General features: G+C 71.9%; 18 protein-coding genes and 2 pseudogenes. 9 read left to right on the top strand and 11 right to left on the bottom strand.

Annotation, left to right across the window (positions count from 1 at the left end):
- Positions 1-126: 126 nt before the first annotated feature.
- Complete coding sequence (locus ACWD04_RS23580; RefSeq protein WP_451134948.1) at positions 127-264, top strand: hypothetical protein; 138 nt, start codon at positions 127-129, stop codon at positions 262-264.
- On the opposite strand, the gene ACWD04_RS23575 is transcribed toward ACWD04_RS23580, so the two are convergent.
- Both ACWD04_RS23575 and ACWD04_RS23570 read right to left on the bottom strand, forming a co-directional pair.
- Positions 247-1,008, bottom strand: coding sequence for an exonuclease domain-containing protein (locus tag ACWD04_RS23575; protein WP_451134946.1), 762 nt, complete (start codon positions 1,006-1,008; stop codon positions 247-249). The genes ACWD04_RS23580 and ACWD04_RS23575 overlap by 18 nt on opposite strands.
- Before the next feature lie 78 nt (positions 1,009-1,086).
- Positions 1,087-2,319 carry an SAV2148 family HEPN domain-containing protein gene (locus ACWD04_RS23570; protein WP_451134944.1) on the bottom strand — a complete coding sequence of 411 codons (1,233 nt, stop codon included), beginning with the start codon at positions 2,317-2,319 and terminating at the stop codon, positions 1,087-1,089.
- A gap of 379 nt (positions 2,320-2,698) precedes the next feature.
- On the opposite strand from ACWD04_RS23570, the gene glgX reads away from it, so the two are divergent.
- Positions 2,699-4,843 (top strand): glycogen debranching protein GlgX, encoded by a 2,145-nt coding sequence (glgX, locus tag ACWD04_RS23565; protein WP_451134942.1) that lies wholly within the window; start codon positions 2,699-2,701, stop codon positions 4,841-4,843.
- Between the two features lie 97 nt (positions 4,844-4,940).
- Entirely contained in the window at positions 4,941-7,322 is a 2,382-nt protein-coding gene (gene treY, locus ACWD04_RS23560; RefSeq protein WP_451134940.1) for a malto-oligosyltrehalose synthase, read from the top strand.
- 11 nt (positions 7,323-7,333) lie between these two features.
- Here the strand turns inward: treY and ACWD04_RS23555 are convergent, their stop codons facing one another.
- Positions 7,334-7,903 (bottom strand): DUF1707 and FHA domain-containing protein, encoded by a 570-nt coding sequence (locus ACWD04_RS23555; protein WP_451134938.1) that lies wholly within the window; start codon positions 7,901-7,903, stop codon positions 7,334-7,336.
- A gap of 122 nt (positions 7,904-8,025) precedes the next feature.
- Between ACWD04_RS23555 and ACWD04_RS23550 the strand changes: the two are divergent.
- Together ACWD04_RS23550 and ACWD04_RS23545 are read left to right on the top strand one after the other, a co-directional pair.
- Positions 8,026-8,298: pseudogene (locus tag ACWD04_RS23550) on the top strand (GNAT family N-acetyltransferase); the annotation flags it as partial.
- Positions 8,299-8,498: 200 nt separating this feature from the next.
- A complete protein-coding gene (locus ACWD04_RS23545; protein ID WP_451134936.1) occupies positions 8,499-9,410 on the top strand; it encodes a GNAT family N-acetyltransferase in 912 nt (303 codons plus the stop codon).
- Here ACWD04_RS23545 and ACWD04_RS23540 read toward each other — a convergent pair.
- Positions 9,382-10,779, bottom strand: a complete 1,398-nt coding sequence (locus ACWD04_RS23540) for a GH1 family beta-glucosidase (RefSeq protein WP_451134934.1) — start codon at positions 10,777-10,779, stop codon at positions 9,382-9,384. The two genes, ACWD04_RS23545 and ACWD04_RS23540, sit on opposite strands and share 29 nt — an antisense overlap.
- A gap of 205 nt (positions 10,780-10,984) precedes the next feature.
- Between ACWD04_RS23540 and treZ the strand changes: the two genes are divergently transcribed.
- Complete coding sequence (treZ, locus tag ACWD04_RS23535) at positions 10,985-12,748, top strand: malto-oligosyltrehalose trehalohydrolase (RefSeq protein WP_451134932.1); 1,764 nt, start codon at positions 10,985-10,987, stop codon at positions 12,746-12,748.
- Positions 12,749-12,883: 135 nt separating this feature from the next.
- Here the strand turns inward: treZ and ACWD04_RS23530 are convergent, their stop codons facing one another.
- Together ACWD04_RS23530 and ACWD04_RS23525 are read right to left on the bottom strand one after the other, a co-directional pair.
- Positions 12,884-14,014, bottom strand: a complete 1,131-nt coding sequence (locus ACWD04_RS23530; RefSeq protein WP_451134930.1) for a M24 family metallopeptidase — start codon at positions 14,012-14,014, stop codon at positions 12,884-12,886.
- A gap of 91 nt (positions 14,015-14,105) precedes the next feature.
- Positions 14,106-14,731: pseudogene (locus tag ACWD04_RS23525) on the bottom strand (nucleoside/nucleotide kinase family protein).
- A gap of 86 nt (positions 14,732-14,817) precedes the next feature.
- On the opposite strand from ACWD04_RS23525, the gene ACWD04_RS23520 reads away from it, so the two are divergent.
- Positions 14,818-15,204: a VOC family protein gene (locus ACWD04_RS23520; RefSeq protein ID WP_451134928.1), complete on the top strand. Its 387-nt coding sequence runs from the start codon at positions 14,818-14,820 to the stop codon at positions 15,202-15,204.
- Positions 15,205-15,220: 16 nt separating this feature from the next.
- Here ACWD04_RS23520 and ACWD04_RS23515 read toward each other — a convergent pair whose 3' ends face one another.
- From ACWD04_RS23515 to ACWD04_RS23500, 4 genes are all read right to left on the bottom strand, one after another.
- Positions 15,221-16,126, bottom strand: a complete 906-nt coding sequence (locus ACWD04_RS23515) for a LysR family transcriptional regulator (RefSeq protein ID WP_451134926.1) — start codon at positions 16,124-16,126, stop codon at positions 15,221-15,223.
- 69 nt (positions 16,127-16,195) lie between these two features.
- Positions 16,196-17,389 (bottom strand): glycine C-acetyltransferase, encoded by a 1,194-nt coding sequence (locus ACWD04_RS23510; protein ID WP_451134924.1) that lies wholly within the window; start codon positions 17,387-17,389, stop codon positions 16,196-16,198.
- A 42-nt stretch (positions 17,390-17,431) separates the two neighbouring features.
- Positions 17,432-18,460: an L-threonine 3-dehydrogenase gene (gene tdh / locus ACWD04_RS23505; protein WP_451134922.1), complete on the bottom strand. Its 1,029-nt coding sequence runs from the start codon at positions 18,458-18,460 to the stop codon at positions 17,432-17,434.
- 508 nt (positions 18,461-18,968) lie between these two features.
- Positions 18,969-19,382, bottom strand: a complete 414-nt coding sequence (locus tag ACWD04_RS23500) for a MarR family winged helix-turn-helix transcriptional regulator (protein WP_451135018.1) — start codon at positions 19,380-19,382, stop codon at positions 18,969-18,971.
- A 168-nt stretch (positions 19,383-19,550) separates the two neighbouring features.
- Here ACWD04_RS23500 and ACWD04_RS23495 point away from each other — a divergent pair, with 168 nt between their 5' ends.
- On the top strand, positions 19,551-20,012 hold the full coding sequence (locus tag ACWD04_RS23495; RefSeq protein WP_451134920.1) for a MarR family winged helix-turn-helix transcriptional regulator: 462 nt from the start codon (positions 19,551-19,553) through the stop codon (positions 20,010-20,012).
- Here ACWD04_RS23495 and ACWD04_RS23490 read toward each other — a convergent pair.
- Positions 19,987-20,823 carry an alpha/beta fold hydrolase gene (locus ACWD04_RS23490; RefSeq protein WP_451134918.1) on the bottom strand — a complete coding sequence of 279 codons (837 nt, stop codon included), beginning with the start codon at positions 20,821-20,823 and terminating at the stop codon, positions 19,987-19,989. The two genes, ACWD04_RS23495 and ACWD04_RS23490, sit on opposite strands and share 26 nt — an antisense overlap.
- Positions 20,824-21,019: 196 nt before the next feature.
- Between ACWD04_RS23490 and ACWD04_RS23485 the strand changes: the two genes are divergently transcribed.
- Entirely contained in the window at positions 21,020-23,434 is a 2,415-nt protein-coding gene (locus ACWD04_RS23485; RefSeq protein ID WP_451134916.1) for a GTPase-associated protein 1-related protein, read from the top strand.
- The last annotated feature ends 20 nt before the right edge of the window (positions 23,435-23,454 follow it).

The following is a 23,454-nucleotide window of genomic DNA, read 5'->3' as shown; positions in this document are numbered from 1 at the left end:
TGACGGGGTGGTGCCGCGCCCGGCCGAGGATCTGCGGGCGGCCCTGCTCGGCCTCGACCGGCCCGATGTCCCGTACGTCATTCGTGACGGCTCGTCGGTGACGCCGACCCGGTGGCGGAGTGGCGGATGGCGGAGCCTGCCTGGCAAGCCCTCTTCGCCGAGTCCCAGCTGACGCGTGCCGTCCGGATCCGGACGCGACTGGTCGAGGAAGGCCATGAGGTGCGCGCCCTGGAGGAGCAGTCGGCGTCACCGGCTCCGAACTGACGCCTCCGGACCGCCCTCTCCCGCCTGCGGCTCCCGCCTCCGCGGGATGAGCGGCCACGCCGGTTCGACGACCGCCGCAGGATCCGCGGTGCGCCGGAGATAGGCCTGCAGCGAGAGCGACTGCTCTGCTGCCGCCTGCACCTGGAGACCGTGCAGGTCCTCCAGCGGCATCACGCCGACGGACTGGTGCTTCTCCCCCAAACGCCGCACCACCCGGGCAGCGGCCACGGCGTCCGCCCTCGCATCGTGCGCGTCGTCGAGCGACACCCCGTACTGGGCGCACAGCGCGTGGAGGGCCCGCTTCCCCTTCCGGTACTTGTCGACATGCTTGTCGATCACCAGCGGATCGATGACGGGCGAGGGTGTGCCGCCCAGCAGCTCGCTGACCGAATCGACCCCGTACCGTCGGCACTCACGGTCGAGCAGGGACAGGTCGTAGCGCGCGTTCATCACCACCAGAGGCGTCCCCGAGCGCAGCCCGCCGGCGACGGCCCGGGCGATCTCCTCGATCGCGGAGGCGGCCGGCACCCCGTGCTCGCGGGCGCGCTCGGTGGAGATTCCGTGGATCGCCGACGCCTGCTCGGGTATGGCCACACCGGGATTCAGCAGCCACGTCCGCTCCTCCGACACGGAGCCGTCCGCTTCCAGCCGGACGACCGCCGCCGTCACGATGCGGTCGGTCTCGACGTCCGTACCCGTGGTCTCCAGGTCGAACGCCAGCAACGGCCCGCTGTTCCAGCTCATCCCGTATCTCCTTCTGTGGTGCTTACCCCCAAGTGCTGACCACCCTCGCACGCACCACTGACAACGCCGGCGAGGGCGTCAGGAGACGGGCCTGGAGTCCGTCCAGACCGACTCGAACTCCTCGCGGTACGTCTCGAAGAGGCCGTGCTCACTGTCCTGCCCCGCCCTGACCACCGCACGCCCCCCGCCGCGCAGCACCAGCACGGGGGCCTCCATGCCGCGTGCGCGCCGCAGATACGGCTGGACGACCCCGACCGCGTCGGGCCCGTCGCCGTCCACCAGATAGGCGGTGAAGCGCGGTGTCTCGTCGAAGACATGGATCTGGAAGGCGCCCGGGTCGCGGAGCTTGGAGCGGACCCGTCGCATATGGAGGATGTTCATCTCCACGGAGCGGCTCAGTTCGCCCTTTTTGAGGCCCAGTTCGCGCTCCCGGCGTTTCACGGCGCTGCTCGCGGGGTTGATGAACAGCAGCCGGACCCGGCAGCCCGACTCGGCGAGGCGGACCAGCCGGCGCCCCGAGAAGTTCTGCGTGAGGAGATTGAGCCCTATGCCGATGGCGTCCAGCCGGCGCGCGCTGCCGAACAGGTTCTCGGCGGGCAGCTGGCGCTGCAGCCGGACCCGGTCCGGGTGGACGGAGACCACGTCGGCGTAGCGGTCGCCGACCAGTTCCTCCACGGCGTCCACGGGCAGGCGGTCCGCGGAGGGGACGGCCGCACCATTGCCGAGGATCTCCAGGAGCCGCGCGGATGCCCGTTCGGCCTGCGCCAGGACCGCCTCGTTCAGCGCGCGGTTGCGGGAGACGACGTTGCGCGCCACCTCCAGCTCGTCCAGCGCGAGCTCCACCTCGCGGCGGTCGTCGAAGTACGGCTCGAAGCAGGGCCAGTGCTGGACCATCAGCTCACGCAGCTGGGGCAGCGTGAGGAAGCTCAGGACGTTGTCGTCGGCGGGGTCGAGCAGATAGCCCTTGCGGCGCGAGACCTCCCGGACCGCGACGGCGCGCTGCACCCACTCCTGCCCCGCGGGTCCCGCGGCGGCCACCACCCAGTCCTCGCCGTGCACCGGCTCGTAGATCGGCCGGATCACGGCGGAGACCACGGCGCGCAGCCGCTGTTCCACCAGATTCAGCCAGATGTACGCCCGCCCGGCCCGCTGGGCGCGTGTGCGCACCTCGTTCCACTCGTCCGCTCCCCAGTCCAGCTCAGCGCCGATCTCCATGGGCTGTGCGAGGGAGACAGCGCCTGGCGGGGCATCGGTCGACTCCCCCTCGTGACCCGTGTCACCTGGGGGCAGCTCGAACCCTCCCGAGCTCACCCGTGTACCGCCTTCCACTCCCCCACCAACGATCAAGGAAGGGTACTCCGGTAGCGGGAGCCGGTGCAGCAGGATGCACAGGCTCCTTACTCAACTCCCCTGTGCTGCACGCCCGTTCCTTGCGGTGAGTTCGGGCGGAGTGAGATGGTTCATAGCGATTGCGCACCCCCTCGCATGCCGCATACCGGACGGAGGAGCTGCCCGGCGGCCCGGTCCCCCTGTCCGGGCGACTCCGAGGTGCCCCAGGTTGACCGGCCCCGCGGGATCCCGCGACGGGACCCGGCCGCACCGGTCGACGTGCTAGGTACAGGACCGTCTTTCGGGGAGTATCGGGGCGAAATCCCCCAGCACCCGGATCAGAAGTGGAAGAGTCCTATTTATGCAGGTCTGGCCGGGACACGCGTACCCCCTGGGCGCCACGTACGACGGCGCCGGAACCAACTTCGCGGTCTTCTCGGAGTCCGCCGACAGAATCGAGTTGTGCCTGCTGCACGACGACGGTTCAGAAACGGCGGTGGAGCTGCGCGAGACCGACGCCTTCGTCCGTCATGCCTATCTCCCCGGGGTGATGCCGGGGCAGCGCTACGGCTTCCGGGTGCACGGGCCGTACGAACCGCAGCGCGGGCAGCGCTGCAACTCGGCAAAGCTGCTCCTCGATCCGTACGCACGTGCGATCTCGGGAAAGATCCAGTGGGGCGAGGCGGTGTACGGCTATCCGTTCGGCAAGCCGGACGAGCGCAACGACCTCGACTCCGCGCCGCACACGATGAGCTCGGTCGTGGTCAATCCGTACTTCGACTGGGGGGACGACCGCAGTCCGCGGACCGATTACCACCGCACGGTGATCTACGAGGCCCATGTGAAGGGCCTGACGATGCTTCACCCGAAGCTGCCCGAGGAGCTGCGCGGCACCTACGCGGGGCTCGCGCATCCCGCGGTCATCGCCCATCTGACGGAGCTGGGTATCACGGCGATCGAGCTGATGCCGGTGCACCAGTTCGTCCAGGACCACCGTCTCGCCGACGCGGGGCTCGCCAACTACTGGGGCTACAACACCATCGGCTTCTTCGCCCCGCACAACGCGTACGCCTCCTGGGGCGACCGCGGTGAACAGGTGCTGGAGTTCAAACAGGCCGTGAAGGCACTGCACCAGGCGGGCATCGAGGTGATCCTCGACGTGGTCTACAACCACACGGCGGAGGGCAACCACCTCGGTCCGACACTCTCGTTCCGGGGCCTGGACAACGCTTCGTACTACCGCCTGGCCGACGACCAGAAGTACTACATGGACACCACCGGCACCGGGAACTCGCTGCTGATGCGGTCCCCGCACGTCCTGCAGCTGATCATGGACTCGCTGCGGTACTGGGTGACCGAGATGCACGTGGACGGGTTCCGCTTCGACCTGGCGGCTACGCTCGCACGGCAGTTCCACGAGGTGGACCGGCTGTCGTCGTTCTTCGACCTGGTGCAACAGGACCCGGTGGTCAGCCAGGTGAAGCTGATCGCCGAACCCTGGGACGTGGGCGAGGGCGGCTACCAGGTGGGGAACTTCCCGCCGCTGTGGACCGAGTGGAACGGCAAGTACCGGGACACGGTGCGGGACATGTGGCGGGGCGAGCCCCGGACCCTCGCGGAGTTCGCCGGACGGCTCACCGGCTCCTCGGACCTCTACCAGGACGACGGCAGGCGCCCGCTGGCCTCGATCAACTTCACCACCTGCCACGACGGCTTCACGCTGCACGACCTGGTCTCGTACAACGACAAGCACAACGACGCCAACGGCGAGGGCAACCGGGACGGTGAGAGCCACAACCGCAGCTGGAACTGCGGGGCGGAGGGCGACACCGAGGACAAGGAGGTCCTGGAGCTGCGCAGCCGTCAGATGCGCAACTTCATCGCCACTCTGATGCTCTCCCAGGGCGTGCCCATGCTGAGTCACGGCGACGAGTTCGCGCGGACCCAGCGGGGCAACAACAACGGCTACTGCCAGGACAACGAGCTCTCCTGGGTCCACTGGCCCGGCCCGGCCGCCGCCAAGGGCGCCGAGGACGGCGGCGACACGGACGCCGGCCTGCTGGAGTTCACGCGGGCCATGGTCTGGCTGCGCCGCGACCACCCGGTCTTCCGGCGCCGCCGCTTCTTCCACGGGCGCCCGGTCGAGGGCACGCACGACGAGCTGTCCGACATCGCGTGGTTCACCCCGCGGGGTGAGGAGATGAAACAGCGGGACTGGCAGGCGGCGCACGCCAGAGCCATGACCGTCTTCCTCAACGGCCACGCGATCTCCGAGCCGGGCCCGCGCGGGGAGCGCATCTCCGACGACTCGTTCCTGCTGATGTTCAACGCGGGCGCCGAGACCCTGGAGTTCGCCGTCCCGACGAACCACGGCAAGCAGTGGCAGGTCGTGGTGGACACGGCGATCCCGGACGGGGTGCCGCCCGGTGCGGGGCCCAAGGTGTCGGCGGGCGAGCGCGTGACCCTGGTCGGGCGGAGTCTGACGGTGCTCAAGCGTCCGGCGTAGGCCGATGGAGTGACTGGCACCTGGTGGGCGCCACCCGGTCGGTGCCCGGTGGCGGAGAAGGTGGGACAGAGGCCCCCGGCGGGGTACGTACGAGTCCATGACGCCCACCGCCACGTACCGGCTTCAGCTCCAGCCGGACTTCCCGTTCGCCGCGGCCGCGGACGCCGTGCCGTATCTCGCCGAGCTCGGCGTCTCCCATCTGCATCTGTCGCCCGTCCTGGAGTCGGTGCCCGGTTCCGGGCACGGCTACGACGTCGTGGACCATCACACGGTGCGGGCCGAGTTCGGGGGCGAGGAGGGCCTGCGGGCGCTGGCCGGTACGGCCCGCGCCCACGGTCTCGGGATCGTCCTGGACATCGTGCCGAACCACATGGCCGCCGCACCCCGGCACAACCTGCCGCTGTGGGAGGTGCTGCGCGAGGGCCGGGACTCCCCGTACGCCCGCTGGTTCGACATCGACTGGGCGGCGGGCGGCGGGAAGGTGCTGCTTCCCGTACTGGCGGGCCGGGTCGGCGAGGAGAGCGGCAGGTTCGAGCCGGGCACCAGGGACGACGGCACACCCGTGCTCCGCTACGGCGATCTGGAGTTCCCCCTGCGCAAGGGCACGGCGGGCCTCCCGCTGCCGGAGCTGCTGGCCGCCCAGCACTACCGGCTCGCCTGGTGGCGTCTGGCCAGGACGGAGCTGAACTACCGGAGGTTCTTCACCATCTCCGATCTGATCGGTGTCCGGGTGGAGCACCCCGAGGTCTTCGCCGCCACGCACGGCAAGATTCTCGAACTGGTCCGCGACGGAGTCATCGACGGGCTGCGCATCGACCACCCGGACGGGCTGGCCGATCCGGCCGCGTATCTCGGTCGCCTCGGCGAGGCCACCGGCCGGCGGTGGACGGTGGTCGAGAAGATCCTCACCGGTCCCGAGTCCCTGCCGGCCGGCTGGGCGGTCGCGGGGACGACCGGGTACGACGCGCTGCACCGGATCGACGGTCTGTTCACCGACCCGATGGGCGCGGCGGACCTGCTCGGCCGCTACCGGGGCTTCGCGGGGCCTCCCGGGGACCGCGGCGGTTACTGGACGGCGACCGTGCGGCGCGCGGCGTACCGCGTGGTCACCCGTGAACTGGCCGCCGAAACGGAGTGGCTGACGCGTCTCGCCGTCGAGGCGTGTGCGGGGGACGCCGCACTGCACGACCACGCTCCCTGGGCCCTCCACACCGCGGTGCGCGAACTGCTGGTGCGGGTGCCCGTCTACCGGCCGTACGTGACGGCGGGCGGCCCGCTCACGGAGATCGCCGAGTCGACGCTGCCCGCCGAGGCCGTGCGGGACGCCAAGGCGGTGTTCTCGGTCCCCCAGGAGGCGGAGGCCGTCGACGTCGTACGGGATCTGGCACTGGGCCGCCTCGGCGGCGGGCCCGAACACGTCGCGTTCTGCGCCCGGTTCGCGCAGACGGCGTCCGCGCTGCACGCCAAGTCGGTGGAGGACATGGCGTTCTACCGTTACGTCCCGCTGATCTCTGCGACCGAGGTGGGCGGCGACCCGGGCCGGCCGGCGGTGAGCCCGGAGGAGTTCCACGCCTTCTGTGACCGGATCGCGCGGGACTGGCCGGCCACCGGCACGGTGCTGACCACCCACGACACCAAACGCAGCGGGGATGTACGGGCCCGGATCGCGGTCCTGTCCGAGTGCCCCGAGCGGTGGTCCTCGCTGGTGGCTCAGCTGTCCAGGGCGTCGTCCGTAGCGGCCCCGGATCCCCAGCTGGCCTGGCAGGCCTGGCAGTCGGCGTTCGGCTGCGCGGGCCTGCCCGCCGGCGAGATGGCGGGCAGGCTGGAGCCGGCGCTGCTGAAGTCCGTGCGCGAGGCGGGCCTGTTCACCAGCTGGACCGAGCCGGACCCGGCGTACGAGCGGGCCGTGACCGATTTCGTGGCGGCGGGCCCGGGCAGCGACGCGGGTGAGGCACGGGAGACGATGACCCGGTTCGCGGACACGCTCACCCCCTTCGTACGGGCCAATGCGCTGGGGGCCGCGCTGGTGCATCTGACGATGCCGGGCGTGCCCGATCTGTATCAGGGCACGGAGCGGGAGTACGTCGCACTGGTCGACCCGGACAACCGGCGTCCGTTCACCCGGTCTGCCGGAGGCGACGAGAAGACCGCGCTGACCACGGCCGCGCTGCGCCTGCGCCGGGATCGCCCGGAACTCTTCGGCGAATCGGGCACCTACGCCCCCCTGGCGGCCCGGGGGCCCGCGGCCGCGCACTGCCTGGCGTTCTGCCGGTCCGGCGAGGTGATCACGGCGGTGACCCGGCTGGCACTGCGGCTCGACGAGGAGGGCGGCTGGCGCGATACGTCGCTGACGCTGCCCGACGAGGGACCGTGGACCGATCTCCTGTCGCCGGGACGGGAGTTCACGGGGCCCGCGGTCCCGGTGGCGGAGCTCTTCGCCGACCGGCCGGTGGCGCTGCTGGCGAGGGCGGGGAGCTGAGGGGCCCAGGCTCAGGCGGGGGGTACGGGGAGGGAAGCGGCGAGCCGGTAGGTCATCCGGCCGAAACTCACCTGGTCCCCGTCGCGCACCGCGACCGAGCCGACGACCCGCTGCCCGTTGACACAGGTGCCGTTCGTCGAGCCCAGGTCGCGCAGAATCCATCGATCGCCGTGCGAGGTCAGTTCGGCGTGCATCCGCGACACCGTCTCGTGGCTGAGCCGGAGTCCGTTCCCCGGGTCGCGGCCGATGCGCAGCGGGTGCGGGCCGGGCATCGGCAGCAGGAGCCTGGGCAGCCGCTCGGACTGCCAGGCCCTGCGCAGCCGTGCCGGAAAGGCGGAGACGCCGCCCACCGCGCGGAACAGGCCGCGGGACCAGCGCCCGCCCGACGGCTCCAAATCCGAGGTGAGCGCCTTCAGCTCCTCGGAACGCCGGGCGGTCAGGGCCAGTTCCATGCGCCGCAGGAAGGTGTCGTGGGAGAGCTTCCCTTGCGCTGCGCCGTCTCTGAGCACGCCGAGGACACGGTCGCGCTCGGCGTCCGACAGCCGCGCGGGATACGTGTAAGACTCGAAGGAGGACGTCACAGAACCGATTGTCGGTCCGAGACGCCCGAGGTGTCCAGACGATGACCGGTTCCGGCCGCCCTGACCTGCGCCGCAGCGGATCAGAACACCTGAAGCCCCCTCAGGAGTGGTGCGTATAGCCGGACTTCCCCGGCGGTGAACCGGTGGGGTTCGTCATTCCGGCCCGCAACAACTACCACCCGGTGATCGCGTACATCGGCGTGCTGCCGGCGCACCGCGGCAACGCTCACATCGACGGCATCCTCACGGAAGGCACCCGGGTGCTGCTGGCCCAGGGCGTGGACCGCATCCGGGCCGCGACGGATCTCGGCAACGTGCCGATGGCCGGAGCGTTCGCGCGCCTGGGTTACGTCAACTTCGAGCGGGCGTTCGACATGGTGTGGGACCAGCCGTGAACCGGGACGAGCGTAAACCGGTGGACCCCGCGCGCCCGGGCCCGTACTGTCACGGAAGAAACCCGGCCCAGGACGCGGAAGGAGGCGAGACAGGTGCATACCACTTCGTTCCCGCGCTCCCGTCCCGTCCGCCGGGCGGTGTCGGACTCGGTCTGACCGGGAGCGCGTACTTCCGTCACCCAGTCCCGGAGGACACTTCCATGACCGTTCCGGTCATCCGTTCGCTCACCCCTGGCGACGCCCACCTCTTCCATGCCCTGCAAGATCCCCGGCTGGTCGGCCGTGCCGCGTTCGGCCACCGTTATGCCACCGTGCACGAGGGCGGTGAGTACCGCCCCGAGTGGACCTGGGTCGCCCTGCGCGACGGCGACGTCGTCGCCAGGGCCGCCTGGTGGGGCGGGCCCGGGGACACCGAGCCCGTCCTGCTCAACTACTTCGACTTCGCCGAGGGCGAGGACGCCGCCGCAGTCGAGCTGCTGCGCCGGGCGCCGTGGTCCGTCGAGTACGAACTGATCGTGCCGCCCCGCTGGCGGGACGTGCCGGCGGTGCTGGCGGCCGCCTCGGCACGGATCGCGGCAGCCGAGGCGGCAGGGATGAGGCCGCTGGTCGAGCGCTACCGCTACGAGTGGACGCCCTCGGACGGCCTGCCCGAGCGGTCCGGCCGGCTGGAGTTCCGCGAGGAGCCCGACGACGCGGTGATCCTGGAGGTCTTGCGCCGGGTCCATTCCGTGACGCTGGACGCACACGCACGGCGTGCCATCGAGGGCCCCGGCGGTCTGGAACTGGCCGCCCGGGAGGAGCTGGACTTCTTCAACTGGTGCCCCTCGCCACGCTCCTGGTGGCAGCTCGCGTACACCCCGGACGGCGCACTGGCGGGCATCCATGTGCCCGCCCGCAATCCTGGTGGCCCGTGCATCGGGTTCATCGGGGTCGTTCCCGAAGCGCGGGGACACGGGTACGGCTACGACCTCCTCGTCGAGTGCACCCGCTTCCTCGCCGGTGAGGGCGCCACGTCCGTGGCGGGCGCGACGGACCGTGGCAACCTGCCGATGGCCGCCGCTTTCGCGCGGGCCGGGCACCGCATCACCCAGGAGCGTGTTCACCTGGTGTGAGTTCCGGGCAGGGTGCGCCGGTGCCCGTGCGCTGCGCCCGGATCACGTCGCGGTACCAGGTGTAGGAGTCCTTGGGGGTGCGCCGCAGGGTCTCGTAGTCGATGTGGACCAGGCCGAACCGCTTGCTGGCACCCTCGGTCCATTCGACGTTGTCGGTCAGGGACCAGGTGAAGTAGCCCCGTACGTCGGCGCCCGCGTCGATGGCCGTACGCAGCGCCTCCAGGTGCCCTTCCAGGAAGGTGATGCGGCGGCCGTCGGCGACGGGCTCGTCGACCGCGCAGCCGTTCTCCGTGATGTAGACGGGCGGGAGCCGGTCGCCGAAGCGGTCCCGGAGCTGACCGAGGGTCTCCGCGAGCCCCTGGGGGACGACGGGCCAGCCGAAGTCCGTCGTGTCGTATCCCTCGATCTCCCTGATGCCGAAGGGAAGTCCGGCGGGCATCGAGTAGCCGGAGAAGGAGTCGAGCGCTTCCGGCCTCGGGGCACCGACGAGGGTCGGGTTGTAGTAGTTGACGCCGTACCAGTCCAGGGGCGTGGAGATGGTCCTGAGGTCGTCCTCGACCGGTCCGGGCATCAGGGCGGCGAACCCGTCGTCGGGATAGCGGCCGGTGAGGACCGGGTCGGCGAACAGCCAGTTGGTGAGGGTGTCGTAGAGCTCGGCACCCATGCGGTCCTCGTCGGTGTCCCCCGCCGTCCAGACGGGGCTGTGGGAGAGCGCGATGCCGATGTTGCCGGCGCCCGCGGCGCGCAGTGCCCGTACGGCCAGCCCATGGGCGAGCAGCTGGTGGTGGGCGGCCGGCAGGGCGTCGAAGAGAAGGGTCCGGCCGGGGGCGTGCTCCCCGAGGGCGTAGCCGAGCATGGTCACCTCCGCCGGTTCGTTGATGGTGATCCACATGGGTACCCGGTCGGCGAGGCGTTCCGCGACGATGCCCGCGTACTCCGCGAAGCGGTATGCGGTGTCCCGGTTGAGCCAGCCGCCCGCCTCGTCCAGCGGGAGCGGGGTGTCCCAGTGGTAGAGCGTGGGGGCGGGTGTGATGCCGTGGGCGCAGAGTTCGTCGACGAGGCGGTCGTAGAAGTCCAGTCCCGCGGGGTTGAGAGAGCCGCTGCCACCGGGGACGACGCGGGGCCAGCTGATGGAGAAGCGGAAGGCGTCCGCGCCGAGTCCGGCGAGCAGGGCGACGTCCTCACGGTAGCGCTCGTGGAAGCCGGTGCCGCGGGTGGTGTCGGTGCCGTCCTTGATGCGGCCTGGCTGTGCGGCGAAGGCGTCCCAGCCGGAAGGCCCCTTGCCGTCCGCGTCGAAGGCCCCTTCCGTCTGGAAAGCGGAGGCGGAGGCTCCCCACAGGAAGCCGGGTGGGAAGGACGGCACGGTCATCTCGGCCTCCAGCAGCCGTGGGAGGGACCTCGGGAGTACTGCTCGGGTTCATTACGTATGAGCGGAACCCGGTAGGGCAATGATCAGGACCTGACCCTGATCGCCGGTTACGGACTGGCTCCGGTGTCCCGGGGCCGTGTGTGCGACTTCCGCCGGTCATGGGGCCTCCGGGTGGGGCTTCCGGTTCATGGACGAGGAGTGGTGGATGCAGTTCGAGGTGTGGGCCCCCGCCGCCGGGTCGGTCGTGCTGTGCACGGCGGACGGGCGGAGTCCGATGGACCGCGACCCGCAGCGTGCGGGCTGGTGGACGGCCGAGGCGGCGGCGGCGGACGGCGACCGTTACGGCTTCTCGCTCGACGACGGCCCCGTGCTGCCCGATCCGCGCTCCCGCCGCCAGCCGGACGGACCGGACGGCATGAGCGCGGTGGTCGAGCCGGCGGCGTACGCCTGGCAGACGACAGCCTGGGCGGGGCGCGGGCTGCAGGGCGCCGTCCTGTACGAACTGCACATCGGCACGTTCACGGACGCGGGGACCTTCGAGGCCGCGGTCGAGCGGCTCGGACACCTCGTGGACCTCGGCATCACCCATGTGGAGCTGATGCCCGTCTGTCCGTTCCCGGGAACCCACGGGTGGGGGTACGAAGGAGTCTCGCTCTGGGCCGTGCACGAGCCGTACGGCGGCCCGGCCGGGCTGAAGCACTTCGTCGACACGGCGCACGGCCTGGGTCTCGCGGTCGTCCTGGACGTGGTCCACAACCACCTGGGCCCGTCGGGCAACTACCTTCCGGCCTTCGGCCCGTACTTCACGGACACCCACCACACCCCCTGGGGCACGGCCGTCAATCTCGATGCCCCCGGTTCCGACGAGGTGCGCGCGTACCTGCTGGGCAGTGCGCTGGCCTGGCTGCGGGACTACCACCTGGACGGGCTGCGTCTGGACGCCGTGCACGCACTGGCCGACGGCCGGGCGCTCACGTTCCTGGAGGAGCTCTCCACCGCCGTCGACGCGCTCGCCACGGAGCTCGGCCGGCCGCTCGGGCTGATCGCGGAGTCCGACCTATGCGATCCACGTACGACCACGCCGCGCACGGAGGGCGGCATCGGCCTGCACGCCCAGTGGAACGACGACTTCCACCATGCCCTGCACACCGCGCTCACCGGCGAGTCCCAGGGCTACTACGCCGACTTCGCGACCGCCCCGCTTGCCGCCCTCGCCAAGACGGTGACCAGCGCGTTCTTCCACAACGGCACCCACTCCAGCTTCCGGGGCCGCACGCACGGCCGTCCGGTGGACGTCACCCGGACGCCCGCGCACCGCTTCGTCGGCTACGCCCAGACGCACGACCAGATCGGCAACCGCGCCCTCGGGGACCGGCTCGCCTCCTCGCTGAGCCCCGGCCTGCAGGCGTGCGCCGCGGCGCTCGTGCTCACCGGGCCCTTCACCCCGATGCTGTTCATGGGCGAGGAGTGGGGCGCCCGCACCCCGTGGCAGTTCTTCACCGACCACACGGATCCGGAGCTGGCCCGCGCCGTACGCGACGGCAGACGGCGGGAGTTCGCGGCGCACGGCTGGGCGGAGGAGGACATCCCCGATCCGCAGCACCCGGCCACCCGGGACCGCTCCTGCCTCGACTGGAGCGAACCGGAGCGCGAGCCGCACGCCCGGCTGCGGTCCTGGTACCGGGAGCTGATCACCCTGCGCCGCGCTCTGCCGGACCTCTCCGACCCGGACCTCGCCTCGGTGAGGACGGCGTACGACCAGGGCTCCGGCTGGATCGCCTACCGCAGGGGCGACCTGCGGATCGCGGTCAACCTTTCCGGGAAGCCTGCCGCCGTCCCGCTGGGCGCCGGCCGGCACCGATCCGGCGGGGGGAGGGTGCTGGCCGCCTGGGAGCCGGTCGAGGCTCCCGGCGACGGCGGAGTACTGCATCTGCCGCCGGAATCGTGTGTCGTACTCGCCGACGACTGAACAACGCCCTTGCACATCCGTGCACTTCGTGGGAGCTCACGCCCGGCCGGACGGAGCGGGCGACCGTCCGCTGCCCTGTCCCAGGACGTGCCGCACCGGTTCCGCGACCGCGGGCCGCAGGACCGAGGGCAGGCTCTATTCGACGACCGCCAGATCGCGAGCGGTGGTGTTCAGCCGCCTGCCCCCGCTCTCGGTGACCGTGACGATGTCCTCGATACGGACGCCGAAGCGGCCCGGGAGGTAGATGCCCGGCTCCACGGAGAAGCACATGCCGGGCACGAGCGGCTGCTCCTCGCCCTCGATCATGTAGGGCGGTTCATGGGTGGTGACACCGATGCCGTGTCCGGTGCGGTGGATGAACCGTTCGCCGTAGCCGAATTCGGTGATGACGGCGCGGGCCGCCCGGTCGATGTCCTGGCAGGCTGCTCCGGGCCGCACGGCACGGCAGCCCGCCTCCTGCGCCTCCCGTACGACGTCGTGGACCCGCTGCTCCTCGGCGGTGGGTTCGCCGACGTGGACCGTACGGGAGGTGTCGGAGCCGTAACCGTGCTTCAGGCCCCCGAAGTCCAGGACGACCATGTCGCCCCGCTCGATGGTGCGGTCGCCCGCCTCGTGGTGCGGGTCGGCACCGTTCGGGCCGGAGCCGACCACGGTGAAGTCGACCTGGGAGTGGCCGTGTCCGGTGAGGAGGGCGGCCAGGTCGGCGGCCACGTCGCTCTCCCGCCGGCCGGCGAAGCGGACCTTCAGGATCTGCTCGTACGTCGCGTCGGCGGCCGCCCCCGCGGCGGCCAGCCGTTCCAGCTCGGCCGCGTCCTTGACGGCGCGCAGCATCGGCAGGGCGTCGGTGAGCGAGGCGTAGGAGGTGTCGGGGAGGAGCGTGTGCAGCGCCAGGAGGTGCAGGGCCCAGGCGTTGTCGCTGATTCCGAACCGGCCCTTGGCGTCGAGGAGTCCGGCGGTCAGGGTGTACGGGTTCGCGGCGTCCGTCCAGTCCCGCAGGGTGAGGGCGGGGGAACCCGCCGCACGTTCGGCGTCCGCCGCCTCCAGGGCCGGGACGACGAGGACGGGATCGTGGCCCGCCCGCAGGACGAGCAGGGTGAGGCGCTCGGTGGTCGCGGTCGGCCGGTAGCCGGTGAGGTGGACCATGTCGGGTCCCGGCGCCACGAGGACACCGGCCAGGCCCGCGGCGTCGGCGGATTCGGCGGCGCGGGTCATCCTGGCCCGGTAGTCGTCGGCGGTGAAGGGCACGGGCTGATCGGTGCTGGGCATGGGGAACCTCCTGGACGGGCGACGCGGCACACAGCATCCTGCCCGCCCGGCCCGGTGGACGCGAGCGGATACGGGGCGTGCCCGGGCGGGTTCAGCGGCGCCGCACGACAAGGTCGGCACGGTCGCGATGCCGCTCGACCAGCCGGGCGTTCCGCTCGTCGGACTCGGCGACCCAGCGCTCGGCGTGGCGTCGGGACTTCCCGAAGCGCACGTGCCGCTCCACGAGTCCGCTGACCCGGGCCGCCGGATCGACGTCCAGGAACCACACCTCGTCCAGCAGCCCGCGTACCGGCGTCCAGGGCCCCTCGTCCAGCAGCAGGTAGTTGCCCTCGGTCACCACGAGCGGGATGTCCGGGGGGACGCGGACGGAACCGGCGACGGGCTCCTCCAGCGCACGGTCGAAGGCGGGCGCGTACACCGGGCAGGTCTCCCCCGGGTCCCGCAGCCTGCGGAGCAGGGCCGCGTATCCGGCGGCGTCGAAGGTGTCGGGGGCGCCCTTGCGGTCGGTCCGGCCGAGACGTTCCAGCTCCGCCCCGGCCAGGTGGAAGCCGTCCATCGGGACGAGGACGGCCCGTCCTTCGAGCGCTTCGACGATCCGGGCGGCCAGCGTGGACTTCCCGGCGCCGGGCTCTCCCGCGATGCCGAGGATGCGCCGGCTGCCGGTCGCGGCGAGGCGGCCGGCACGTCGGTCAGGGCGGCGAGGTCGCTCGTGTCCATGGCGGGATTGTGCCCGGACGGGACGGAAGCACGTTAGTGTTACGTATAACTCACGCTTCGCACCCACCTGGACGAGGATCGGTCCCATGCCCCATATCGCCCTGGTCACGCTGGTCGTCCGCGACTACGACGAGGCCCTCTCCTTCTATACCGACGCCCTCGGGTTCGAGCTGGTCGAGGACACGGACCGGGGCGAAGGCTCCCGCTGGGTCGTCGTGCGGCCGCGGGGCACCGCGGGCACAGGACTGCTTCTGGCGCGCGCCAAGGACGAGGCCCAGCGCGCGAGTACCGGGGCGCAGACGGGCGGGCGGGTCGGCTTCTTCCTGCACACGGAGGACTTCGCCGGTGACCACCGGCGGATGCGGGCCGCCGGGGTCCGCTTCCTGGAGGAGCCGAGGCACGAGACGTACGGCTCCGTCGCGGTGTTCGAGGACCTCTACGGCAACCGGTGGGACCTGCTGCAGCCCGCGTGACCGCCGGCCCGGTACGTCACACGGGCCCGGCCGCCGCGCGCAGCGCTTCCAGGACCGGCTTGATCAGCGGGTGCCCCTCGGCGCCCTGCCGTACCGCTGCGAAGACCCTCCGGGTGGGGGCGGCGCCCTCCACCGGCCGTACGACGACCCGGCCGAGCTCCGTGCCGCGCAGCGCCGAGCGGGGCACCAGCGCCACACCGGCGCCCGCCCCGGCCAGGGCGACCACGGCGTGGAAGTCGTCGGAGGAGTGCTCCAGCAGGGGCTCGAAGCCGGCGTGCTCGCAGGCCAGGACCACCACGTCGTGGCAGGGGTTGCCGGGGTACGGGCCGATCCACGTGTCCTTGGCCAGATCGGCGACGGCGACGTGGTCCTGGCCCGCGAAACGGTGCCCGACCGGCAGCACCGCGTCGAAGGGTTCGGAGTACAGCGGGATCCGGGTCAGGCGCCGGTCTTCGGCACCGGGCGCGCCCCGGTATTCGACGGCGACCGCCACATCGACCTGACGGTCCAGCACCATCGGCACGCTCGCGTCGCCCTCGGCGTCCTGCACCCGGACCCGGACACCCGGCGCGGTACGGGTGAGTTCGGCGATCGCGGGGGCGAGGACAAGGCCGATGCCCGTGGCGAACGCGGCGACGGTGACCGTCCCCGCGACGCCCGCGCTGTAGTCGGCGAGCTCCGCCTCCGCCCGCTCCAGCTGGGCGAGGACGGCGTTGGCGTGGGTCAGCAGGATCTCCCCGGCGGCGGTCATCCGGGCACCCCGCGCCCCGCGCTCGACCAGCCGGTGGCCGGTCTCCTGCTCCAGTGCGGCGAGCTGCTGGGAGACCGCCGAGGGGGTCAGATACAGCGCGGCGGCCGCGGCGGTCACCGTGCGGTGGTCGGCCACCGCACGGAGGATGCGCAGCCGCCGTGCATCGATCATGCGCTCATTGTCCCAGGTCGTGAGACGGTTCTACGCCTCAGGCGCGGCCCTGTGCCTTCATTTGCGGCCCTACGCCTCGAGCGCGGCCCGTGCGTCGACGAACGCGTCCACGGCGCGGTTGACGTCGTCCGTGGAGTGCGCGGCGGAGAGCTGGACGCGGATGCGCGCGGCGCCCTGCGGGACGACGGGGTACGAGAACCCGATCACGTACACACCGCGCTCGAGGAGCAGCTCCGCCAGCCGGCCCGCCTTCGCCGCGTCCCCGATCATGACGGGCGCGATGGCGTGGTCGCCGGGCAGGATGTCGAAGCCCTCCTCGGTCATCCGGGAGCGGAAGAGCGCGGTGTTGGCGTCGAGACGCTCACGCAGGTCACCGGCGGACTCCAGCAGGTCGATGACCTTGAGGGAGGCGGCGGCGATGACCGGGGCGAGCGAGTTGGAGAAGAGGTACGGGCGCGAGCGCTGGCGCAGCAGCGCGACGATCTCGGCTCGCGCGGCGACGTAACCGCCCGACGCGCCGCCCAGGGCCTTGCCCAGCGTGCCGGTGATGATGTCGACCCGGTCCATGACGCCGTGCAGCTCGGGGGTGCCCCGGCCGCCGGGGCCGACGAAGCCGACGGCATGCGAGTCGTCGACCATGACCATGGCGTCGTAGCGGTCGGCGAGGTCACAGATCTCGGCGAGCGGGGCGACGTAACCGTCCATGGAGAAGACGCCGTCGGTGACGACGAGGCGGCGCCGCGCCCCGGACGCCTCCTTGAGCTGCTGTTCCAGGTCGGCCATGTCGCGATTGGCATAACGGTGGCGCTTCGCCTTGGAGAGGCGGATGCCGTCGATGATGGAGGCGTGGTTGAGGGCGTCGGAGATCACCGCGTCCTCGGGGCCGAGGAGGGTCTCGAAGACGCCGCCGTTGGCGTCGAAGCAGGAGGAGTAGAGGATCGTGTCCTCCTGCCCGAGGAAGGCGGAGAGCCGCTGCTCCAGCTCCTTGTGGACCTCCTGGGTACCGCAGATGAAGCGGACGGACGCGAGCCCGTAGCCCCAGCGGTCGAGCGCCTCGTGGGCGGCGGCGACGACCTCGGGGTGGTCGGCGAGGCCCAGGTAGTTGTTGGCGCAGAAGTTGAGCACCTCACCCGCGCGGCCACCGGAGGTGACGGCGACGGTGGCGGACTGCGGGCTGCCGATGACCCGTTCGGGCTTCTGGAGTCCGGCGTCGCGGATCTCGTCGAGGGTGGTGCGCAGTTCGTCGCGTACGGAGTCGAACATGTCGGATGTCTCCCAGGTGGATACGGGTGCGTACGAGGGGCTTCAGGCGGTCCAGTCGAGCAGTACCTTGCCGCCGAGACCGCTCGCCGCGTCGTCGAAGGCGGCTTCGAAGTCGCGGTAGCCGTACCGGCCGGTGATCACCGGGGCGAGGTCGAGCCCGCCCTCCAGGAGTACGGACATGGCGTACCAGGTCTCGTACATCTCCCGGCCGTAGATGCCCTTGATCGTGAGCATCGAGGTGACGATCCGGGACCAGTCGACGGGGAATTCGGCGGACGGCAGTCCGAGCATCGCGATCCTGCCGCCGTGGGTCATGTTCGCGATCATGTCCCGCATGGCCTCGGGGCGTCCGGACATCTCCAGACCGATGTCGAAGCCCTCCCGCAGGCCGAGCCGGCGCTGGCCGTCGGCGATGGTCCCGTCGCCGACGTTCAGGGCGAGGTTCACCCCGACCTTCCTGGCCAGTTCGAGCCGGGCCTCGCTGACGTCGGTGATGACGACGTTGCGGGCGCCCGCATGGCGGGCGACGGCGGCGGCCATGATGCCGATCGGGCCCGCGCCGGTGATCAGCACGTCCTCGCCGACCAGGGGAAAGGACAGTGCGGTGTGCACGGCGTTGCCGAACGGGTCGAAGATGGCGGCGACATCGAGGTCGACCTCGTCCCGGTGCACCCAGACGTTCGACGCGGGCAGTGCCAGGAACTCGGCGAACGCCCCGTCCCGGCCGACACCGAGCCCCAGGGTGGAGCGGCACAGGTGCCGGCGCCCGGCAAGACAGTTGCGGCACTTCCCGCAGACGAGATGGCCCTCGCCGCTGACCAGGTCGCCGATCTTGATGTCGACGACGTCCGCGCCGATCCCGGCGACCTCGCCGACGAACTCGTGGCCCAGGACGAGCGGGGTCCGCACGGCCTGCTGCGCCCAGCCGTCGTAGTCGCGGATGTGCAGGTCGGTGCCGCAGATACCGGTGCGCAGGACCTTGATCAGCACGTCCCCGGGACCGGTCTCCGGCTCCGGCACATCCATCAGCCACAGTCCCGGCTCGGCCTTGTGCTTCACGAGTGCCTTCACGACTGCGGCTCCCTGTACCTGGTACGTGCGAATGACCCGGGCCGGGGCATGCCGAAGTCGGCCTGCGGCCCGGGGTGTGGGGGTGACGGCGGACGGAGCAGGGCGAAACGAGTGATTCGCTGCTCGCTGCCGTCACAGAGACCCTGCCGCACGCCGGGCCCCAGGTCCATCGAGGATTTCTTAAGCGCCGTCGCAGCTGCGCTTCACACCTTCGCCTACGGTCCCAGCCGTCGGGACCGGCTGTCCCGGCGGCCCGGGCTTTCGGACGGACCGCGCGGGGCGAGCACGGCGGCCGACCGGTCCGCGATCAGCTGTATACGTCCTCGGGCAGCCATTCGCCCGAGCCCTGCGGCGCACGGTGCAGGGCGTCCTCGACGATGCGCTCGTCGAGGTGCCGGGTCCCGTCCCCTGCGGGGCGGGCACGTCGAAGACCCTCACGGGTATACGACGGACTGTCACGCCCGCGCGGCGTGCGGGTAACGCGTGCGAAAAACCGGGTGCCCTGCGCTCAGGGCCGGGGCCAGGGACGGCCGTCGTGTTTTTCGATGTCACTGTTGAATCGCCTGAGGCAGGCGGCGAAGGCGGCGACCTCCTCGGACGACCAGTCGGCCATGACCCGCTCCAGACCGCTGATGTTGTCCGTACGTTCGGCGTCGAGGCTGAGTTCACCCGCACCGGTGATGCGGAACTTTCGGGCGATGCCTCCATCGGGATCCGGGATCCGCTCGACGAGACCGGCGCGCAGCATGGCGGCGGTCTGCCGGTTCAGGGTGGAGGCGTCGAGACCGAAGGCCTCGCTCAGCCGGCCGATGGACATCGGCCCTTCCATACGGATCCGGCTCAGCAGGGTGTACGCGCTGCGGTCGAGGTGCCCCCCGCCCCGCCGGGGCGCGTTCAGATGGAGGTGCCGCCCTAGCAGCATCGTCTCGAACTCGATCAGGTGCGTCGGCTTGTCCACGATCCTTCTCTCGACCGCGTTCGCGGCATCTCGGGGCTTTCCAGGGCACGTATACCACCCGCCGCCCTGTCGGCCCCACACCGCATTTGCGTATGTTGGCATAGCTATTTCACCAGTACCTACGCTGTGGGCATGCCCGCTCCCACCGCGCCCGAACAGGACATCGACCGCGTAGCCTCCGCGCTCGTGGCGGTCCTGCGTGCGCTGCAGCGGGGTCTGGAGCGGAAGGTCGCGCAGTTTCCGCATCCGCGGCTTCCTGACGGTCAGATGGCGCTGCTGTTCCTCGTCGAGGAACGCGAAGGGATCACCGTCCGCGAGACGGCCGAAGCCCTGCTGATGAAGCCGAACAACGTGAGTGCCCTCGTCTCCCAGCTCACCGACCATGGGCTGCTGGAGCGCAGGCAGGACGCGGCCGACAAGCGGGTCGCCCATCTGTACCCGACGGCCACGGCCCGGGAGCGGCTCGCCGCGGCGCGGGCACTCAGGGAAGCCCACGGCGCCCCTCCTGCCCGGCCCGGCCGGGTGCGGGAGTGCGGGAAAGCGCGCCCCGCTCCCGGACGGGCCGCGTTCAGGACAGCGGTACGAACGATCTGACCGCCTCGCACAGCCGCTGCGGCTGGTCCTCGGGGATGAGGGTGAAGCTGTCGGTGATCTCCACGAGTTCACCCCTGGGCAGCATGTCCGCCAGTCGTCGGCCGTGGGCGAGCGGCATGACCTTGTCCTCGGCCGCCCAGACGACGAGTGCGGGGCGGTCAAACGTACGCAGCGCTTCAGCCCACGCCAGGAGTTCGTCCCGGGGCGGCACCCCGAGCACATACGCCCGCAGGTCCCGCCGGATCGCGGCGGAGGTCCACAGCGGCCGGAACCACGCGTCCATCACGTCGTGCGGGACCGGCCGTTTGCTCATCCACCCCCAGGTCAGGGGGGTTCGGCGCATCGGCTTCAGCTTCAGCAGTGCGAAGGCGAGCCGCAGTCCACCGGGCAGCTTGGCCGCGGCGTGCAGATTGCGGCCGGGCAGGCCGGGCGGAAAGTTGTCGAAGGCCTCGCAGGACGTGATCACCAGCCTGCCGATCCGCTGGTCCCGGCCCTCAGCGACGAGGGCCTGTGCCCCGCCCCAGTCGCTCATCACCAGAGTGACGTCCCGCAGGTCCAACTCCTCCAGGAACTCGGCCACCAGGTGGGCGACCCCGAGGACCGTCAGATCGGCATCCGGGCGCATCGGCCTGCGGTGGGCCCCCAGCGGCAGCGTGGGCACCACGCATCTGAAGTCGGGGCCCAGCCCGGCGACCACATGGCGCCAGAGCGAACCGTCCATCGCCACCCCGTGGAGCAGGACCACCACAGGCCCTTCGCCGCCCGTGTCCTCGTACTCCACCACTCCCGCGGAAAGCGTCACCTCGGTCATACGGCCAACCTAGGGCCTCCTCGTGCCACGTGCGGCCCAATGGGGCGTCAGGGCTTGATAGCGTCGCCCGCACGACTACGGAAAGCTCCCCGCCGGGGTCGTCGCTCCGCCGGGCCGGGCCGCACCGACAGGGCGGCGAGCGGCGGCCGGTGCGCGTGACGGGGACGCACGTGGCAGGGACGATGAGGGCCTACGCATGAGCCTCCCGCAGTTGCACTACACCTCCGTGGCGTCCGGGGACGGGGTGTCCGCCGGCCGGTTCACCGCCGTGGACCCCGCGATAGCCGGGCCGGTGCGCGAGGAGGCCGCACCGCTTCTGGCGTACGACGCACCGGCGGACACTGCCGAGCGGCTCACCGATGCCCGGCTCCGGGCGCTGCCGATGGCGTTCGGCTTCGTCACACTCTCCGACGGCAGTCATCTGCTGAGCCGTACGGTGGCCACCGGCGGGGGCGGATTCCACGCGCACGCCGTGCACCTCCTGCCCGGCACGCCGCTGCCCGGCCGAGTGCTCCCGGTCGCCGCGTGGGGGGCCGCGGGGTGGCTCTCCACGACGCCGGACCGCATGCTGCCCGATCCCCTGACCTCGATGTCGACCACGCACGGCCCCTCCCGGGGGCTCACCCGGGAAGGCCTCGGCGACTTCGCCGTGTCCCGCAGCCCGTGGCTCGCCGCCGTGCTCAGCGATCTGCGCCGGGTGAGCGAAGACCCCTCCGCGCCACCGGTCGTGCTCGTGGAGCGGCAGAGCGCGGATGTGGCCCGCTGGGTCGCGCTGGCCACGGCCGTGCTGCCCCGGGAGCATGCCGAGCGGCTGACCTTCACCACGTACACCCGGCACCCCGGACGCACCTCGCACCAGGTCTTCGGTGTCCTGCCCGAGGACGCACCCGATGTCCGCGACCCGCGCTTCCGTGTACACACCTCCTCCGGTCCGCGCCCCTCCGGGACGGTGGACGACGTCTGGGCGGGGACCGCGGCCCGGATCTGGCGCAGCCGGTCCCCTGAGCTCTTCCGCGAGGCGGCGGAACTGCCGGGTGAGCCCTTCGCCGCCGGGCCGCTCGCCGTCACGGCGCTCGGCGCCGGCATCGCGCTCGGGTCCGGCGAGCGGGCCGCGGCGGCCGACTGGGCGGCCGTGCGGCCCTACGCCCTGGACGAGAAGGGCATCCGGCAGCTGACCGACGCGCTGACCGCGCCCGCCGACGACCGCACGGCCGCGGAGTGCGCCGCGGCGCTCCGGCTTCTGACGGCGCTCGACGGCCGCTGCCCCGCAGCCGTCACCGCGCCGCTGGCCGCCCTTCTGGTGACGGAGGCGGTACGGGGCGGCGACGTGACCCTGGAGCCGCCCGCGCGTTCGGCGTTCGAGGAGCCCGCCGGGGAGCGCGCGCTCGCCGCGCTGGTCGAGGAGCTCGGCGACGAACTGCTGGCCGAACTCACCGCCAGGGTGCCTCGGGGGGTCGCACGGACCGTGCAGCTGCTGCGGATCACCCGGCTGCTCGGCGTCGACTGCTCCGAGCTGCTTCCCGGGGTCGTGGGCCGGCTGGCCCGCTCGCTGCTCGACGACCCCGGGGCGGGCGCGTGCCGCACGCTGCCCGACCTGCTGGACGAGCAGTTCGACGTCCGTACGGCGCTCCTGGGCGAGCTGGACCGGCTCGCCCCGGACCACCCCGCGGCCACGGAACTGCTGCTGGTCCGGGTGGCCCTGCCGTTCACCGGGACGCAGACCCTGCCACATCTGCGCATGTGCGCCGAGGCACCCGGGGCCAGGGCGCGGGGAGCGGACCGGGTGGAGGTCCTGCACACGGTGCTGCGCGCGGCGGGCATGTCCCCGTTCACCGAGCCGCTGGTGCTGCGGACCGCTGTCGGCCTGGTGTGGGGCGAGGAGACCCCGACCTCGGGCGAGGCCCGGTCGCTGCTGGGCGAGACCACCTCCGACGCCCACCGGACGGCCGGCACCTGGTCACGCCTGGTCGACGCCGCCCTCGCCGCCCCCGCGGGGGACGAGGACGCTCCCGAGCTCGCCCACGACCTGCTGCGCGGCTTCCCGCAGGAGATCGGTGCCCGGCTACGCGCCTGCCTGATGCTGCTGGACTTCGCGCGCGACCTGCGCTCGGGGACGGCGGAACCCGGATGGGCGGACCGTGCCCGGACGCTGCGCAGCCGCGCCGAACCGGCTGAACCCCCGGCCCTGGAGCACGCCTTCGGCGCCCTGGCCGAGCGACTGCTCGCCCCCGGCCGGCCCGGGGAGGAGTTGTACGCGTTCGTGCACAGCGGGGACGAGGACCTGATCGCGGCGTACGGCAGGGCTGCCCGGCGGGACGCGGTTCTGGCCCTGCTGCGGGCGGACCCCACGTACGTGGCGGACTGCTTCACCGTGTGGAACGCCCACCCGCACGCGGGCGGCGACTGGACCCGGACCCGTACCGCGCTGCTGGAAGAGGTGCTGCGCCCCGCGGTGCGCGCCCTGTCCCCCGAGGGGCTGACCGCGGCGGAGCAGGCCGTGGAGCGCGAGGGAAGCAGTCGCACCCTCGACGCGTTCCGCGCCTGGAACCGGCCGACGCGCTCGATCGGGCGTCTCGGCAAAAGGATCGTGGGGCGGGTGCGCCGGGGGTGACCCCGGGGGGTGCGGGGGTC

The organism is Streptomyces sp. NPDC002911, assembly GCF_053591835.1.
This window is presented reverse-complemented; position numbering and strand designations above follow the sequence as displayed.